Origin of the sequence: Mycolicibacterium litorale, from assembly GCF_010731695.1 — a bacterium.
In the GTDB taxonomy this organism is placed as follows: domain Bacteria; phylum Actinomycetota; class Actinomycetes; order Mycobacteriales; family Mycobacteriaceae; genus Mycobacterium; species Mycobacterium litorale.
Map to the genome: position 1 here is coordinate 1,825,555 of NZ_AP022586.1, position 15,148 is coordinate 1,840,702.

At 67.0% G+C, this 15,148-nt stretch carries 14 protein-coding genes and 1 pseudogene; 8 read left to right on the top strand and 7 right to left on the bottom strand.

Annotation, left to right across the window (positions count from 1 at the left end; all coding sequences use genetic code 11):
• Positions 1-514: 514 nt before the first annotated feature.
• The 4 genes and pseudogenes from G6N30_RS08490 to G6N30_RS08505 form a co-directional block, all read right to left on the bottom strand.
• On the bottom strand, positions 515-1,054 hold the full coding sequence (locus tag G6N30_RS08490; RefSeq protein ID WP_134051815.1) for a hypothetical protein: 540 nt from the start codon (positions 1,052-1,054) through the stop codon (positions 515-517).
• A gap of 60 nt (positions 1,055-1,114) precedes the next feature.
• A pseudogene (locus G6N30_RS08495) lies at positions 1,115-2,095 on the bottom strand (TrpB-like pyridoxal phosphate-dependent enzyme); the annotation flags it as partial.
• Entirely contained in the window at positions 2,096-2,893 is a 798-nt protein-coding gene (locus G6N30_RS08500; protein WP_234880078.1) for an SIMPL domain-containing protein, read from the bottom strand.
• Between the two features lie 38 nt (positions 2,894-2,931).
• The gene (locus G6N30_RS08505; RefSeq protein WP_134051817.1) at positions 2,932-3,693 is read right to left on the bottom strand and encodes an IclR family transcriptional regulator; all 762 of its coding nucleotides are present in this window, start codon (positions 3,691-3,693) and stop codon (positions 2,932-2,934) included.
• A 173-nt stretch (positions 3,694-3,866) separates the two neighbouring features.
• Here G6N30_RS08505 and G6N30_RS08510 point away from each other — a divergent pair, with 173 nt between their 5' ends.
• Positions 3,867-5,144 (top strand): DUF6986 family protein, encoded by a 1,278-nt coding sequence (locus G6N30_RS08510; protein WP_134051819.1) that lies wholly within the window; start codon positions 3,867-3,869, stop codon positions 5,142-5,144.
• 8 nt (positions 5,145-5,152) lie between these two features.
• On the top strand, positions 5,153-5,968 hold the full coding sequence (locus G6N30_RS08515) for a bifunctional allantoicase/(S)-ureidoglycine aminohydrolase (protein WP_134055078.1): 816 nt from the start codon (positions 5,153-5,155) through the stop codon (positions 5,966-5,968).
• 27 nt (positions 5,969-5,995) lie between these two features.
• Here G6N30_RS08515 and G6N30_RS08520 read toward each other — a convergent pair whose 3' ends face one another.
• Complete coding sequence (locus tag G6N30_RS08520; protein WP_134051820.1) at positions 5,996-6,718, bottom strand: aspartate/glutamate racemase family protein; 723 nt, start codon at positions 6,716-6,718, stop codon at positions 5,996-5,998.
• Positions 6,719-6,727: 9 nt separating this feature from the next.
• Positions 6,728-8,233, bottom strand: coding sequence for an NCS1 family nucleobase:cation symporter-1 (locus G6N30_RS08525; protein WP_179965566.1), 1,506 nt, complete (start codon positions 8,231-8,233; stop codon positions 6,728-6,730).
• A gap of 221 nt (positions 8,234-8,454) precedes the next feature.
• Here G6N30_RS08525 and allB point away from each other — a divergent pair, with 221 nt between their 5' ends.
• Positions 8,455-9,822: an allantoinase AllB gene (allB, locus tag G6N30_RS08530; protein ID WP_134051824.1), complete on the top strand. Its 1,368-nt coding sequence runs from the start codon at positions 8,455-8,457 to the stop codon at positions 9,820-9,822.
• 22 nt (positions 9,823-9,844) lie between these two features.
• Here the strand turns inward: allB and G6N30_RS08535 are convergent, their stop codons facing one another.
• On the bottom strand, positions 9,845-10,351 hold the full coding sequence (locus tag G6N30_RS08535) for an SRPBCC family protein (RefSeq protein WP_134051827.1): 507 nt from the start codon (positions 10,349-10,351) through the stop codon (positions 9,845-9,847).
• Positions 10,352-10,600: 249 nt separating this feature from the next.
• Between G6N30_RS08535 and G6N30_RS08540 the strand changes: the two genes are divergently transcribed.
• From G6N30_RS08540 to G6N30_RS08560, 5 genes are read left to right on the top strand one after another with little or no spacing between them, the layout of a single operon-like run.
• Positions 10,601-11,560, top strand: coding sequence for an ABC transporter substrate-binding protein (locus G6N30_RS08540; protein WP_134051829.1), 960 nt, complete (start codon positions 10,601-10,603; stop codon positions 11,558-11,560).
• On the top strand, positions 11,539-12,426 hold the full coding sequence (locus tag G6N30_RS08545) for an ABC transporter permease (protein WP_134051831.1): 888 nt from the start codon (positions 11,539-11,541) through the stop codon (positions 12,424-12,426). Before G6N30_RS08540 ends, G6N30_RS08545 begins: the two co-directional genes overlap by 22 nt.
• Positions 12,423-13,160: an ABC transporter ATP-binding protein gene (locus G6N30_RS08550; RefSeq protein ID WP_134051834.1), complete on the top strand. Its 738-nt coding sequence runs from the start codon at positions 12,423-12,425 to the stop codon at positions 13,158-13,160. The genes G6N30_RS08545 and G6N30_RS08550 overlap by 4 nt, the downstream gene beginning before the upstream one ends.
• Positions 13,144-14,742, top strand: coding sequence for an FAD-dependent oxidoreductase (locus tag G6N30_RS08555; protein ID WP_134051836.1), 1,599 nt, complete (start codon positions 13,144-13,146; stop codon positions 14,740-14,742). The genes G6N30_RS08550 and G6N30_RS08555 overlap by 17 nt, the downstream gene beginning before the upstream one ends.
• Positions 14,739-15,146 (top strand): 4Fe-4S dicluster domain-containing protein, encoded by a 408-nt coding sequence (locus G6N30_RS08560; protein ID WP_134051838.1) that lies wholly within the window; start codon positions 14,739-14,741, stop codon positions 15,144-15,146. The genes G6N30_RS08555 and G6N30_RS08560 overlap by 4 nt, the downstream gene beginning before the upstream one ends.
• The last annotated feature ends 2 nt before the right edge of the window (positions 15,147-15,148 follow it).

A 15,148-nucleotide genomic window follows, 5' to 3' on the forward strand; every position in this document is an offset into this window, starting at 1 on the left:
GTTGAACGCTCCAGACCCTCGCCGCTCCGGCCGAGGCAGCTCGACCGGGCGTGGCGATCATTGCCGACTCGGGCCATGACCGTGCTCTGGCGGGATGTGCCGGCGGCGGCGTCCTCATTCCCGGTCCGCGCCGACCAAGGTCCGCCGGCTTGAATTCGTCACTGTGACAAATTGGGTATGCGTTCACAGGAGACCTAGTTGTCATGTCTCGCAAGCGCTCCCGGGTGCAAAACAGCACCAGCGTTGAGTCCCTATGGCGGCCCGTCCAATCATTAGCTCGCGGCCCCCGTGGCGTGCTTGCTCATGACGGGGATCCCCCGATGCCACCTCCATCCTTCCCGTCGCGCGATCGCGAAACGTCACTGTGACGAATAGGGTGGCATGGACTCTGAAGTTCAATTGCGCAGCGTCACATCGAGTTTCGTCGATGCCGACCACGCTCCCCAACGCTTTACCTGGTTGGCATCTCTTCGGCGGACACGACACTGCCGCCGGGTTTCTTGATGGCGACGAACTATTGTTGATCGGGACGGTGCGGCCCCGCGCTCGGCGGCGGCCAGGTGATTGTGGCGCCGTTCTCGCGTACACCCCACCTGCGCCGCGAGGGCTGGCGCATGTGCGGGTGCGAATCTCTCACCGGGGTGATCGCCACCGAGACCCACACCGCCGTGAGCGCCGCTGCGGCCACTGCGGACACCCCGGACGTGGTCGCCAGCATCGGGTCCGCGGAGCTGGTGCGGCACCACCAGAACGCGCCGAGTCCGGCGACCGTCGACACCCCGGACAGGTAGGCGGCCGCAACGCACCACCGGAATCGGCGACGCCGCAGCGAGACGGCCGAAGAGATCGCGGCACCGACGCCCAGCGCCGATGCGACCAGAGGTACACCCTCGCCTACCGCCCATGCGGTGATCCCGGTGATGATCAGAACCGTGGCCGCCGACCAAGCCACGCGCCGTGCCCAGATGGGCAGATAGACGTCGTCGAGTACCCGGTGTTCGATCTGCTTGAGGGTCGCCTCGATCGACTGGTCGCGCGACCGCAGACGAAACACGGGCTCACCTCCTCGAGCAATGCCTGGTGTCGAGGATAGTCGCGCCCACAAACCGCCTGGTCAGAGCTTGCCGTCGAGGTATTCCGCGAAGGCCGGCAGATCGAGCTGGCCGTGCCCGGACAGCCCGATGACCACCACCTGCTCCCGCGGATCGTCCGCGACATACTTGGCCGCCGCGGCGATGGCATGCGTCGATTCTGGAGCGGGCACGATGCCCTGCCTGCGCGCAAACTGCACACCGGCAGCGAACGCGTCGTGCTGTGAGATCGCCACCCCCTCAACCAGACCCAGCTCTACGGTGTGGCTGAGCGCCGGCGCCATGCCGTGATAACGCAGCCCGCCCGCATGGATCGGGTCCGGGACGAAACCCATACCGAGCGTGTGCATCTTGAGCAGCGGCGTCAGCCCCGCCACGTCACCGTGGTCGTAGCGGTACTCGCCCTCGGTGATCAACGGACAGGCGGCCGGCTCGGCGGCCACGATCCGCGGGTTCGACCGGCCGTGGATCTTCTCCCGCAGGAACGGGAACGACAGCCCGGCGAGGTTCGAACCGCCTCCGGCGCAACCGAACACGGCGTCGACGCCATCGGCCTCCACCAGCGCCAGCTGCGCGACGGCCTCCTGTCCGATGACGGTCTGATGGAGCACCACGTGGTTGAGCACGCTACCCAGCGCGTAGCGAGCCTCCGGGTCGGCAGCGGCAACCTCGACCGCCTCGCTGACCGCCATGCCGAGGCTGCCCGTGGTGTTCGGATCCTTAACCAGGATGGCCCGCCCGGCTTCGGTGAGCGTCGACGGGCTGGAATGCACGGTGCCGCCGTAGGTCCGCATCAAATGTCCGCGATAGGGCTTGGACTCGTACGAGGCGCGAACCTGCCACACCTCGATCTCCAGGCCGAACTGGGCCCCGGCGTATGACAGCGCGCTGCCCCACTGGCCGGCGCCGGTCTCGGTGGTCAGCTTCCGCACACCGTCGGTGGAGTTGTAGTAAGCCTGCGCCACCGCCGAGTTGGTCTTGTGGCTACCCACCGGGCTCACGCCCTAGCCGGCGTCCTCATCGCCAAATTCCCCTACCTCGCCGACCTGGGACCGGGCGCTGCCCTCTCGCGAATTTGATACGAGGGCCTCCGATCGCTCGGCAACGAACCTGGCGTCGACGGATGCGAACACTTCGATGTCCTCCGGTACCAGTTCGACGAAGGGCTCATAGCCAGCGCGGACGGCTCCGTCGGGCGCCGCCGCGAGAGCGTCCGAGTAGTTCCCGCCGGACTGTGAACCGGAATCCAGCATCCCGGTGTCGGCGATCGCAACAGGGCTGACCATGCCGAGACCGACCGCGTCCGCATACAACTGGGCGCGTGCGACGGCGTCGTGGACGGCCGCGCTGCGCACCTGCCGAATCACCTCATCGCGTCGTTCAGGCGTCAACGTCCACCTGATGCCGTCGACTCGGAATCCCTCGGTGCCAGCGACATGCTCCCTGACCCATCCGGAAAGTGCTGCGAAGTCGCGGAACTCGACGTTGAGGCCGACACTTGCGTGATGCACGAGCGGCAGCTGTTCACCGTCCTGATTCCACGGCCGGTTCGACCACGTGCGCAGACGTTCGGCCGACCACGTCATGATGGGAGCATCGTCACCGGCCTGCAGGTCGGCCATCGAGGTCCGGACAGTTTCGAGATCGCGCGCCACCCGCGAGTACACCGGCTCCATTTCCGGCCCCTCGTAGCTGATCGAAGCGCGGACGGTGCCACGCTGCGGCGGGTGTGACGACTTGGAGGACCCGCGCACGGTGATCTCGGTCTGCATTCGCCACAGCGTAATGACGACCACCGACATCTAGAGCGTGAGCGCCTTCACGACCTGCGAAACAGCCACTACACCTCTTTCGCCCCGATCAAGGCTTCAGAGATCACGCCGGTCGCCTTCTTCAGGGCGGGAACGGCGCGGGCGATCGATTCCTTGCCCATGCGAGCCGTGGGTCCGGAGATGCCGATCGCCATCGGAGTCGGAGCACCGGGCACCGCCATCGCGACGGAGCGAACCCCGATCTCGAGCTCCTCATCGTCGATCGCATAGCCGTCGGCGCGCACGCGCTCCACGTTCGCGAACACTGCAGAAAGGGTCGACGCACTGTTCGCTGTCGGTGCCGGAAGGCCGGACTGCGTGACCAGCTTCAGAACGCGTGCGTCGTCCAGTTCAGCCAAGACGGCCTTGCCCACGCCGGACGTATGCAGGCCGACGCGCTTGCCGACCTCATTATTCGTACGCATCAGCTGCGAGGACGAGACCTGCCCGGTGTAGATCACCATGTCACCGTCGAGCACCGCGAGGCTCGCCGTCTCCGACAGTTCGTCGACCAACGACTGCAGCACCGGACCGGCGACGGCGCCCAACTGACGGTTCGCGACTTCGCCAAGCCGAATCAGCCTGGGCCCCAATGCGTAGCGGCGATTAGGCAGTTGGCGCACGTAGCCGAGGCCGACCAGCGTGCGCAAGAGTCGGTGGATTGTCGGCGGCGGCAACGGAGACTCCGCCGACAACTCCGTCAGTGAGCACTCCCCTCCCGCGCGTCCAATCAGCTCCATCAACTCGAATGCGCGCTCCACCGACTGGACGCCGCCCGTCTTCTCCGCCATACATCCACTCCCGGCCGTCGATTTGGTCCATTCAACATGCCCAGATTTGATTCCACAATATGGAATCTCGTTGAGCGGGCCGAGCGCTCGCCGTGTACTTTTCATCCCTCCCCGACTAAACTCCACAATGTGGAATTTGCGTCTCCACGGAAACCTCCAGACAGGGGACTCAGGTGACACGACGCCTCACCGAAGCGGTGCTGGCCGACGTCGACCGCCGCCTCGCGGCCGCCGACGAAGATTTGGGGACCCGCTACCCCGGCGACGACGGCCGTCGGCAACCGGTCCACACCGTCTACATCCCTGGCAACCGGTACTCGGCGACGATGCCCGCCGACTGGGGATCCAGCGCTCTCGCAGCCGCGAAGGACGCAGGCGGACTCGACGCCGTCGCCTCGCTCGTCGGCGCGAGCAGCGGAACCGACCGCGAGCCGGAGACTCTCGCCGCCCTCGTCGAGAACAAGCTGACCACCGAGCCAATCGAAGACCTCCGCATCGACTTCGAGGACGGCTACGGCACCTTCGACGACGCGACAGAGGACGCCGATGTCGAACAGGCCATCGCCACACTGCGGATCGCGCTCGACGCAGGTACCTCGACGCCGTTTGTCGGCATCCGGTTCAAGTGCCTCGAAGCGGCCACCCGTGCGCGCGGACTGCGCACGCTCGACATGTTCGGCAGTGGACTCGTCGAGTCCGGCGGCCTGCCCGACGGCCTCACCCTCACCCTGCCCAAGGTGACGTCCGTCGACCAGGTCGAGGCGATGGTCGCCGTCGCGAGCGCCCTCGAAAGTGCGAACGGACTACCCGCCGGCCGCATCCGCTTCGAGGTGCAGGTCGAAACACCGCAGGCGATCCTCGGCGCCGATGGCCGCGCACCCGTCGCCCAGTTCATCCACGCGGGCCAGGGCCGCGTCAGCGCGCTGCACTACGGGACCTACGACTACTCGGCATCCCTCGGTATCGCCGCCGCCTACCAGTCGATGGAGCACCCCGCCGCAGACCACGCCAAGAACGTCATGCAACTCGCCGTCGCCGGCACTGGTGTCCACATGTCCGACGGCTCCACCAATGTCCTTCCGGTCGGGGACCCCGACAACGTCGCCAAGGCGTGGAAGCTGCACGCTCGCCTCGTCCGGCGCCACCTGGAACGCGGCATCTACCAGGGCTGGGACATGCACCCCGCACAACTCGTCACCCGATACCTGGCGACCTACGCGTTTTACCGTGGTGCCTTCGCGCCCGCCGCGACGCGTCTGCGCAATTACGTCCATCGGCTCGATTCGACCGTCATGGACGAGCCGGCCACCGCCCGCGCCCTCGCCAACGTCATTCATCGTGGCAGCGTGTGCGGCGCCCTCACCGTTGACGAGGTCGAGACGGCCCTCGATCTCCCCCTGTCCACCGTGCGCGACATCGCGCTCGGCCGCCCAGCAAGGAGCAACCCGTGACCCGCCCAGTGACCGCAGCGTCGTACTACACGCCCCGTGGTGGCCTGCCCCCGCAGACCGACCTGCTGACCGACCGCGCCATCGTCACCGAGGCCTATACGGTCATCCCGCGCGGTGTCCTCTCCGACATCGTCACCTCGGTGTTCCCGGAGTGGACCGATACCCGCGCGTGGATTCTCAACCGGCCGGTCGCCGGTGGTGCGACGACGTACTTCCAGGCGATCGTCGAGGTCAAGCCGGGCGGCGGAGCGCAACGACCTGAGCCGCAACCTGAGGTGCAGAGCTTCCTGTTCGTCACGTCCGGTGCGCTCACCGTCGACGCGGCAGGCCAGTCGCAGACCCTCACCGAGGGCGGCTTCGCCTACCTGCCGGCAGGCACCGACTGGTCGGCCAACAACAACGGCGACGTCGACGCGACATTCGTCTGGATCCGTAAGCGCTACGAGGCCATCGACGGCCACACCGTATCGGTCAAGTTCGGCAACGAGCAGGACATCGAACCGTCAGCCATGCCCGGGACCGACGGCAAATGGCGCACGACGCGGATGCTCGACCCGCAGGACCTCGGGTACGACATGCACGTCAACATCGTCACGTTCGAGCCCGGCGCGACCATTCCATTCGCCGAGACCCACGTGATGGAACACGGCCTCCTGATGCTCGAAGGCAAGGCCGTCTATCACCTCAACGGAGACTGGGTGGAAGTTCAGGAAGGCGACTTCCTGTCGCTGCGCGCCTTCTGCCCGCAGGCCTGCTACGCGGGCGGACCGTCGAACTTCCGTTACCTGCTGTACAAGGACGTCAACCGCCAGATCATGCTCTGACGGTCGAGCACACCCGAATCTATTGGCCTACAACTTGAATGGCCAGCCGACGACCTTTTTCTCGCGCGGAGTCGCGTAGGTACGCACCTTCGACGTGGACAGACCCATCCGGACCAGTCCTTCGGCGATCGTGACTGCCGACCGAACTCCATCGACGATCGGAACCCCGGTTGCGGCCGTCACCTTCTCCTCGAGTTCGGCCATGCCGCCGCACCCGAGACAGATCACCTCGGCGTGATCGTTCTCCACTGCCTCTCGCGCCTGGCGGACGATCGCCTCGACGGCCCGCTCCGGATCCGATTCGAGTTCGAGCACACCGAGACCGGACGCCCGCACCGACGCGCATCGTGCGTCGAGTCCCGCCAGCTTGAGACGGTCTGCGATCAGCGGGACGGTGCGGTCGAGCGTGGTGACGACCGAGTACTTGTGTCCGAGATACATCGCCGTCGACGCGGCCGCCTCGGTGATGTCGACCACCGGGACGTCGAGCAACTCCTGTAGACCTTCTCGCCCGTGCTCGCCGTAGCCGGCCTGAATCACCGCGTCGAACGGCTCGGGGTACGACGTGATGGCGTCCATGACAGCGACGGCCGCGAGGTAGCTCTCGAAGTTTCCTTCGCACGACTCTGCGCCGAAGCGCGGTGTGATGCCGACGATCTCGGTACCCGGGCTCGCGACACCGCGGGCCGACTCGGCGATCGCTTCGGTCATCGAGGCCGTCGTGTTGACATTGGCGACGAGGATTCTCATGACGCTCCCCTAGTGCGTGCTCGCGACGGCGATGGGCTCGCCGGAGACATCCTCGAACGGTCCACGGCGGTCTGCAACCACCAGGTACACAATCGCACCGAGTCCTGCGCCGATGAACCAGGAGAACTCCGAGACAATCGCGAACGCCGGAACGAAAGCCAGCAGCAGTGCCACCACCGCGGTGATGACGAGGGCGATCACGGCCCGCGCGTTGATGCCCTTCGCGTAGTGGTATTCGCCGTCCTCATCGGTCGTGAACAAGGCCAGAACGTTGATCTTGGAACGACGCACCAGCCAGTAGTCGGCCATGATGATGCCGAACAGCGGACCGAGGATGGCACCGAGTCCGCCGAGGAAGTAGTTGATGACCGCAGGCGTGTTGTACAGGTTCCACGGCAGGATCACCAGACCGATGACGGCCGAGATGACCGCTGCGCGACGGAAGTTGAGGTGCTTCGGGAACAGGTTGTTCAGCGCATAGATCGGGGCGACGAAGTTCGCCATCAGGTTCACGGCGATGGTCAAGATCAGCAACGCGAGTGCCGCGAGCACCAGCAGCAGGGTGTTAGGCACCTCCTGGACGATGTCGGCCGGTGCTTCGATGATGCGTCCGTCGATGCGGAACTGCGCGCCTGCCATGGTGATGACGATGCCGCCGAACACCAGCATGTTGAGTGGGATGCCCCAGAAGTTGCCTTGCACGATGGCCCGCTTCGATGTTGCGTTACGGGTGAAGTCGCAGAAGTTGAGGACGAACGTGCCGTAGATCGCGACCCACAGGCTGGCGCCGCCGATGATCTTCAGCCACATGTCGATGCCGGTCAGCGAGTCGGGCGTGCTCCACGCGATGCTCCAGTCGGCGTTGTTGAGCATCCAGATCGCAAGAGCGACCATCGTGAACAGAATGACCGGACCGGCGAACGCCTCATACCTGCGGATCATCTCCATGCCGTAGCTGACGATGATCACCTGGATCACCCACAGCACGACGAACGAGATCCAGCCGAGCGTCGACAGCCCCAGGAAGCTGTTCGAGTCGAGGGTCTCGGCGGACGGTGCGAGCGCGATGACCATGATGCGCAGCACCACCGACGCGAGGTAGGTCTGGATGCCGAACCACGCGATCGCGACCGCGCCGCGGATGAGGGCGGGGATCTGCGCCCCGCGGGTGCCGAACGCGATGCGGCTCATCACCGGGAACGGGACGCCGGTCTTCTCCCCCATGAATCCGGACAGGTTCAGCAGCAGGAACAGGAAGACGCCGCCGAGTCCGAGGACGAGCAGGATCTGCCATCCACCGAGGCCAAGGGCGAACAGTCCGATGGCGAACGAGTAGTTGCCCAGACTGTGTACGTCGTTCGCCCACAGCGTGAAGATGTTGTACGCGCCCCACCGTCGACCTTCGCGTTTGATGGGCGCGAGGTCGGCGTTGTACAACGACGGACTCACGTCGGCGAACGGGGTTGCATCATCACGACCGGAGTCGCCGATGAGCCCGGTGGACTCTGTGCTCATGGACACGCCTGTCACGGTCGGAGCGCCGACGCCAGCGCCGTCGCTGAATTCCATACTGCGGAAAAAATACTCCACAGGCACGACAAGTAAGTCGCATCTGGACCCCGCCTGTCAAGGCTTCGGCGTGATTGACTGTGCCTACGCTCACATCTAGAGTCGCCCGAAGAGTGGAGAGTCAGTTCCACGATGAGGAATAATTCCCGTAGCAACGGAGACTGCCCATGACCGCCGACGCCCCCGAGCAGGCGAACCAACCCGATTTCGACCTGGTGGTCCGCGGCAGACGCACGCTGACGACGGCGGGAATCGTCGCCCGCGAGATCGGCATCCGCGACGGTCGCGTCGTCGCGATCGAGCCGCTGGGCAGCGGCCTCACCGGCACAGAGACCGTCGAACTCACCGACGAGCAGGTGATGATCCCCGGCTTGGTCGATACCCACGTGCACGTCAATGAGCCGGGACGCACCGAATGGGAGGGGTTCGACTCCGCTACCCGCGCAGCGGCGGCGGGCGGTGTGACCACGCTGATCGACATGCCGCTGAACTCGATTCCGCCGACGGTCAATGTCGAAGCGCTCAACGCCAAGCGCAAGGCAGCTTCGGGCAAGCTACACATCGACGTCGGCTTCTGGGGCGGAGCGATCCCCGGCAATACCGACGACCTGCGGGGTCTGCACGACGACGGCGTGTTCGGCTTCAAGTGCTTCCTCCTGCACTCCGGCGTCGACGAATTCCCGCATCTCGACGCGGATGAGATGGAGAAGGACATGGCCGTGTTGGCCAGTTTCGACTCCATGATGATCGTGCACGCCGAGGACTCCCGGGCCATCGACCATGCCCCCACGGCCGAGGGAGACCGGTACGAGCGCTTCCTCGCATCACGGCCGCGCGGCGCCGAGAACGTGGCGATCGCCGAGGTCATCGAACGCGCTCGGTGGACCGGCGCCCGTGCGCACATCCTGCACCTGTCGTCTTCGGACGCTTTGCCGATGCTCGCGACTGCCAAGCGCGACGGCGTCAGGATCTCCGTCGAGACCTGCCCGCACTACCTGACGCTTCTCGCCGAGGAGATCCCGAACGGCGCAACCGCGTACAAGTGCTGTCCGCCGATCCGCGAGGCCTCGAATCGAGAACTCCTGTGGCAGGGCCTGCTCGACGGCACGATCGACTGCATCGTCTCCGACCACTCGCCGTCGACGGTCGACCTGAAGGACGTCGAGAACGGCGACTTCGGCGTCGCATGGGGCGGCGTCGCGTCGCTGCAGCTCGGCCTTTCGCTGATCTGGACCGAGGCCAGGCGTCGCGGTGTGAAGCTCACGCAGGTGCTCGAGTGGATGGCGGCCAAGCCCGCCGCGCACGCCGGCCTGAACAACAAGGGCAAGATCGCGCTGGGCTACGACGCCGATTTCGCGATCTTCGAGCCCGAGTCTGCGCACGTCGTCGACGTGCACAAGCTGCACCACAAGAACCCGATCAGCCCATACGACGGACGGGCACTCGCCGGCGTGGTGACGAGTACCTGGTTGCGCGGCAGGAAGATCGACTTCAAGACCCCGCAGGGCCGGATGCTGCGCCGCGGCGGCGTGTGACGCCCCCGACACGGTGCTCGGCCTAGGGCGCTGAGTTGTTCGTGATCATGGGCACCCGATCCTGCGCCAACGTGGCGAGATGCTCGAGCGAGTTGTCGAGGTGCTGCGGTTCGAACGGCGGGAACGAGATCTCGTCACGGACGGCCGGCGGCACCGACGACCAGTCATACGTCAGCGTGACCTTCGTCCGGTCGTTGCCGACAGGCTCGAGGTCGTAGCGCCAGGTCCACCCGCCGAAGTCCAGCTCGGCGTCGTCACTCCCCTGGCCCGGCAGCCACCCGATCGCATACGGAGGCCGGAACACCTCGACCCGGTTGGCGATCTCGTAGTGCATGCCCCCGAAGTTGGCGTGGTACATCGCGATTCGGAATATCTGACCGACTTCGGTCAGCCGCTTGCCGTCGATCGACTCCCGTACCCAGCCAGTGCCGTCGATCGCCTGATGGGTGGTCGGATCGGCCAGCACATCGAACACGGTTTCGGCCGGCGCATTGATCGTGCAGGTCGCTTTGAGCGTCTCATCAGTCATACCCGTACTGACCGACGACGGCACACAAACTCATCGCTCGGTTGAGCCGGGCGCGCCGACTTCCACCTCAGGGTCGCTTCGACGGGCGGATCACGACCCAGGTGGAGAAGTCGGCGCACTCACCTCGGACGACGCAAACACCACCTTCGGGTCAGACTGATCCGAACCGTCGCCTTCCCCAGGGCCTTCGACATCTACTGAGGTGGATCCGTGATCTGCCACGGAAGAACCCCTCTCGGAGGCTCATCCATGCTTCGCCAGCTCGCGCGCACCGCCCTGACCCTTGCCGTCCTCGCCTCGGCGGTTGCCTGCAGCAACAACGACGACGGATCAGACGGCTACACACTGCGCATCGGCGCCACGTCTCCGACGGGCACCCCTGCCGGGTCGCTCGGCTGGGGCGACAAAGAGGGCATCCTCGCCGAGCAGCTCAAGGGCGCCGGCGTCGACAAGATCGAGTACTCGTTCTTCCAGTCCGGCAGCGACGTCGCCTCGGCACTGTTCGCCGGTGCGATCGACGTCGCCGCCATCGGCGACAACCCCGCCCTGCGGGCACGTAGCAGGGACCCGAAAGTCGTTCTGCTTGCGCTTGATTCGGTCAACGGCGACGCCTGGCTGGTGGGCGCCAAAGGTGGACCGACCACCATCCAGGGGCTGGTCGGCAAGTCCGTGACCGCGCCGCAGGGCACCATCCGGGACCGCGCGGCCAAGCAGCTGATCGACGCCGCCGGCCTCACCGGCAAGATCGAGGTCCGCGACGTTCCCACCCCTGAATCCATCGCCGGTCTCAGCTCGGGCCAGATCGACGCCACCGTCGTGACGGGGGCCAGCGCGATCGAGCTGCAGCACAAGGGTTTCCCGATCATCGACAGCCTGTCCCGGCACGGCCTGGGCAGCACCGGCACCAACATCGCGCTGTCGCCCTTCACCGACGAGCACCCCGAGTTCGCCGACAGCTGGCGCCAAGCGGTGACCGCCGTCAACAAGAACATCAACGAGAACTTCGACGACTATGTCGCCTGGGTCGCCGAGACCGACGGCACCCAGCTCGAATTCGTCAAGGAGTCGACGAAGGTCGACGAGTTCAACACCGAACCTTTCCCCGCGCAGGGCGTCGACCAGCTCGAAGCCGCCTACGAGTTCCTCAACGCCGACGGTTCCCTGGAGAACCAGTACTCCGTGCGTGAATGGGCCGGAGCGCAGTCGTGACGGCCGTCGCCGCGCCGGTACTTCCCGGTGTCCGCACACCGGAGCTGATCGACGTCGTCGCCGGACACCGGCGCCGGCGCAGCCTCTGGGCTCGCATCCCGCGCCCGGCCCGCCGGATGATGAGCCCGGTCCTGATCCTGGCGGCGTGGGCCATCGGTTCGGCCACCGGACTCCTCAACGCCGACCTGTTCCCGCCGCCGGCGCACGTGGCCGCGACAGCGTGGCGACTGCTGACCGACGGCCAACTCGCCCTCCACGTCGGCGCATCGGCCACCCGGGTGCTGACCGGCACCGTGTTGGGCATCCTTTTCGGCGTGCTGCTCGCGGTACTGGCCGGCCTGACCCGCACCGGTGAAGACCTGCTCGACTGGACCATGCAGATCCTCAAGGCCGTACCGAACTTCGCGCTCACTCCGCTGCTGATCATCTGGATGGGCATCGGCGAGGGCCCCAAGATTGTGCTCATCACCCTCGGCGTCGCGATCGCGATCTACATCAACACCTACTCGGGCATCCGCGGTGTGGACCAGCAGCTGGTGGAGATGGCGCAGACGCTCGAGGCTCGGCGGTCCACGCTGATCACCCAGGTGATCCTGCCCGGTGCGATGCCGAATTTTCTTGTCGGCCTGCGTCTCGGACTGTCGAGCGCCTGGCTGAGCCTGATCTTCGCCGAGATGATCAACACCACCGAGGGTATCGGCTTCCTGATGTCGCGCGCGCAGACCAACCTGCAGTTCGACGTCTCCCTGCTGGTGATCGTGATCTACGCGGTGGCCGGCCTGGCGTCCTACTCACTGGTGCGAGTCCTGGAGCGCCTGCTGCTGTCCTGGCGCAACGGTTTCGCCGGATTCGAAAGCGCCGCATGAGCACTCCGGTGGTCACGGTGCGCGGGCTGCGACGCGCCTTCGGTGCACAACAGGTGCTCGACGGCCTCGACCTGGACATCGCCGACGGTGAATTCGTCGCGATGCTGGGCCGCTCCGGGTCGGGCAAGAGCACACTGCTGCGCATCCTGGCCGGCCTCGACAATCAGGCCGAGGGGTCGGTGGTGGTGCCCCGCTCCCGCGCCGTGGTGTTCCAGAACCCGCGCCTGCTGCCGTGGCGTCGCGCGCTGTCGAACGTCACGTTCGCGCTGCCCGACGCCGGCCCCGACGCCCCCAGCCGCACCGCCCGAGGACACGCCGCCCTCGACGAAGTGGGGTTGACCGATAAGGCACGCTCCTGGCCGCTGTCGTTGTCCGGCGGTGAAGCGCAACGTGTTTCGCTGGCACGCGCGCTGGTGCGCGAACCGGACCTACTGCTCCTCGACGAACCGTTCGGCGCCCTCGACGCCCTGACTCGGCTCAAGATGTACCGGCTGCTGCACGACCTGTGGGCGCGTCGCCACATGGCCGTCCTGCATGTCACCCACGACGTCGACGAGGCGATCCTGCTGGCCGATCGCGTCGTGGTGCTGTCCGAAGGCCGGGTTTCGCTCGACCGCCGCGTCGAGCTGCCGTTCCCCCGCAGTCGTGGCGACGAGGGCTTCGACGATCTGCGTCGCGTCCTGCTGGCCGAACTCGGCGTGCGCGAAGAGGTCGGGCATGACCGCAGCCGGTGACGTCGACGTGCACAGCACCGATGTCCTGGTGATCGGCGGCGGCCCGGCGGCCACCTGGGCCGCGATCGCCGCCGCGGAAGCCGGCAGCCGGGTCACGCTGGTGGACAAGGGCTATTGCGGTACGAGCGGAGCCACCGCCGCGGGCGGAAACAACCTGTGGCTGATCCCGCCCGGTCCCCGCCGGGAGGACTCCGTGCGGGAACGCGAGGCCGCCGCCGGTGGCTTGACCGACGCCGACTGGATGCTGCGGGTGCTGTCGGCGTCGTGGGAGCGGGTCGACCAACTCGCACGGTGGGGCTATCCGTTCCCGGTCGGCGACGACGGCCGACAACTGCGCAGCAGCCTGCAAGGCCCGGAGTACATGCGCCGGATGCGGCGCAAAGCGCACCGCAGCGGGGTCCGCATCCTCGACCACCATCCCGCCACCGCGCTCACCTCCGACACCGACGGAATCGTCAACGGAGCCACAGGGATCGCGCGACAGGACGGTGGGCGGCCCTGGCGCGTCCGCGCCGGTGCGGTGGTCCTGGCCACCGGCGGCACCGCGTTCCTGTCCGGCACGTTCGGCACCAATGTCGACACCGGTGACGGGTTGTTGATGGCCGCCGAGGTCGGCGCCGACCTGTCGGGGATGGAGTTCTGCACCGCCTACGCGCTGGCGCCGGAGTGGGGCACCCACACCAAGGGCCGCATGTTGCAGTGGGCCAGCTTCTACGACGAGCACGGCCGGCCCTTCCCCACTGAACGCGGCCTGGGCGGCCGCAAGGACGCACAGTGGGCGCTGGCCCATGGCAGGCGGGTCTTCGCCAGGCTGGACCGGGCGCCGGAACACATCCGTCAGATCATGCGCGACGCTCAACCCAACTACTTCCTGCCGCTCGACAAGGCGGGCATCGATCCGTTCGTCACGGCCTATCCGATCCGCATGGTCTACGAGGGGTCCGTTCGCGGCACCGGCGGCCTGCGCGTGACCGGGACGAACTGCGCCACCACCGTTCCCGGGCTGTTCGCCGCGGGAGACGCCGCGACCAGGGAGCTCATCACCGGTTCGATCAGCGGGGGCGGCAGCCACAACGGGTCCTGGGCGATCGCCTCGGGGACCTTCGCCGGGCGCGGCGCCGCGGAGTTCAGTCGCCGGCGCGCGTCGGGTGAGCCGGTCGACGTCGCCCGCGTGGGCCTGCGCCCGGGCCCACCAGGCGCCCCGTCGGTCGACGAGGTCGTGCGCGCCGCGCAGGCCCACGTCCTGCCGCCGATGCGCAGCCACCTGAAATCGCAGACACGGCTGACCGAATCCGCCCAGGCGCTCGAGCGGTTGTGGCGGGATGTCGCGGACGGGCTGGCGCCGGTGGCCGCCCGGGAGGCGTACAAACCCCGGCAGGCCGTCGCCATGGTGGCGGCGGCGCGCTGGATGACCGCCGCGTCGCTGGCGCGCACCGAAACCCGCGGGCTGCACCGCCGGGAAGACCTCCCCGACAGGGACGACCGGTTGAGCCACCGGATCCTGGTCGGCGGGCTGGACTCGGTGTGGACCGCGCCCGATCCGGTCCTGCCACGACGGATCTCGTCCGAGGCGGTGGCATGATCGAGATCGTCAGCGCCGCCGCCTGCGTCGCCTGCGATGTGTGCGTGAAGGTGTGCCCCACCGACGTGTTCGAACGCGGGGAGGACGGCATCCCGGTGATCGCCCGGCAGTCGGACTGTCAGACGTGCTTCATGTGCGAGGCGTACTGCCCGGTCGACGCGTTGTACGTCTCGCCGGTGTCGGCGCCGGTCGGTGCGGACAGCCCGCACGCCGACGAGGGGGCGGTGACCCGCGCCGGCCTGCTGGGCGGATACCGGGAGATGGTCGGGTGGGGCCGCGGGCGCACCGCGGGAGCACTCCTGGACCGCAATCCCGTGCTCAAAGCCGTTCCGCCGCTTCAGGAGTCGCGACTTCCCTCGCCCGCCCCGCTGGCGGATTCCCCGTGGAACCACCTCATCGACTGAGG

Coding starts and splice junctions, on each gene's coding strand:
- G6N30_RS08500 (WP_234880078.1), bottom strand. CDS start 2,893: ATGTCGGTGGTCGTCATTACGCTGTGGCGAATGCAGACCGAGATCACC.
- G6N30_RS08505 (WP_134051817.1), bottom strand. CDS start 3,693: ATGGCGGAGAAGACGGGCGGCGTCCAGTCGGTGGAGCGCGCATTCGAG.
- G6N30_RS08520 (WP_134051820.1), bottom strand. CDS start 6,718: ATGAGAATCCTCGTCGCCAATGTCAACACGACGGCCTCGATGACCGAA.
- G6N30_RS08525 (WP_179965566.1), bottom strand. CDS start 8,233: ATGAGCACAGAGTCCACCGGGCTCATCGGCGACTCCGGTCGTGATGAT.
- allB (WP_134051824.1), top strand. CDS start 8,455: ATGACCGCCGACGCCCCCGAGCAGGCGAACCAACCCGATTTCGACCTG.
- G6N30_RS08535 (WP_134051827.1), bottom strand. CDS start 10,351: ATGACTGATGAGACGCTCAAAGCGACCTGCACGATCAATGCGCCGGCC.
- G6N30_RS08540 (WP_134051829.1), top strand. CDS start 10,601: ATGCTTCGCCAGCTCGCGCGCACCGCCCTGACCCTTGCCGTCCTCGCC.
- G6N30_RS08545 (WP_134051831.1), top strand. CDS start 11,539: ATGGGCCGGAGCGCAGTCGTGACGGCCGTCGCCGCGCCGGTACTTCCC.
- G6N30_RS08550 (WP_134051834.1), top strand. CDS start 12,423: ATGAGCACTCCGGTGGTCACGGTGCGCGGGCTGCGACGCGCCTTCGGT.
- G6N30_RS08555 (WP_134051836.1), top strand. CDS start 13,144: ATGACCGCAGCCGGTGACGTCGACGTGCACAGCACCGATGTCCTGGTG.
- G6N30_RS08560 (WP_134051838.1), top strand. CDS start 14,739: ATGATCGAGATCGTCAGCGCCGCCGCCTGCGTCGCCTGCGATGTGTGC.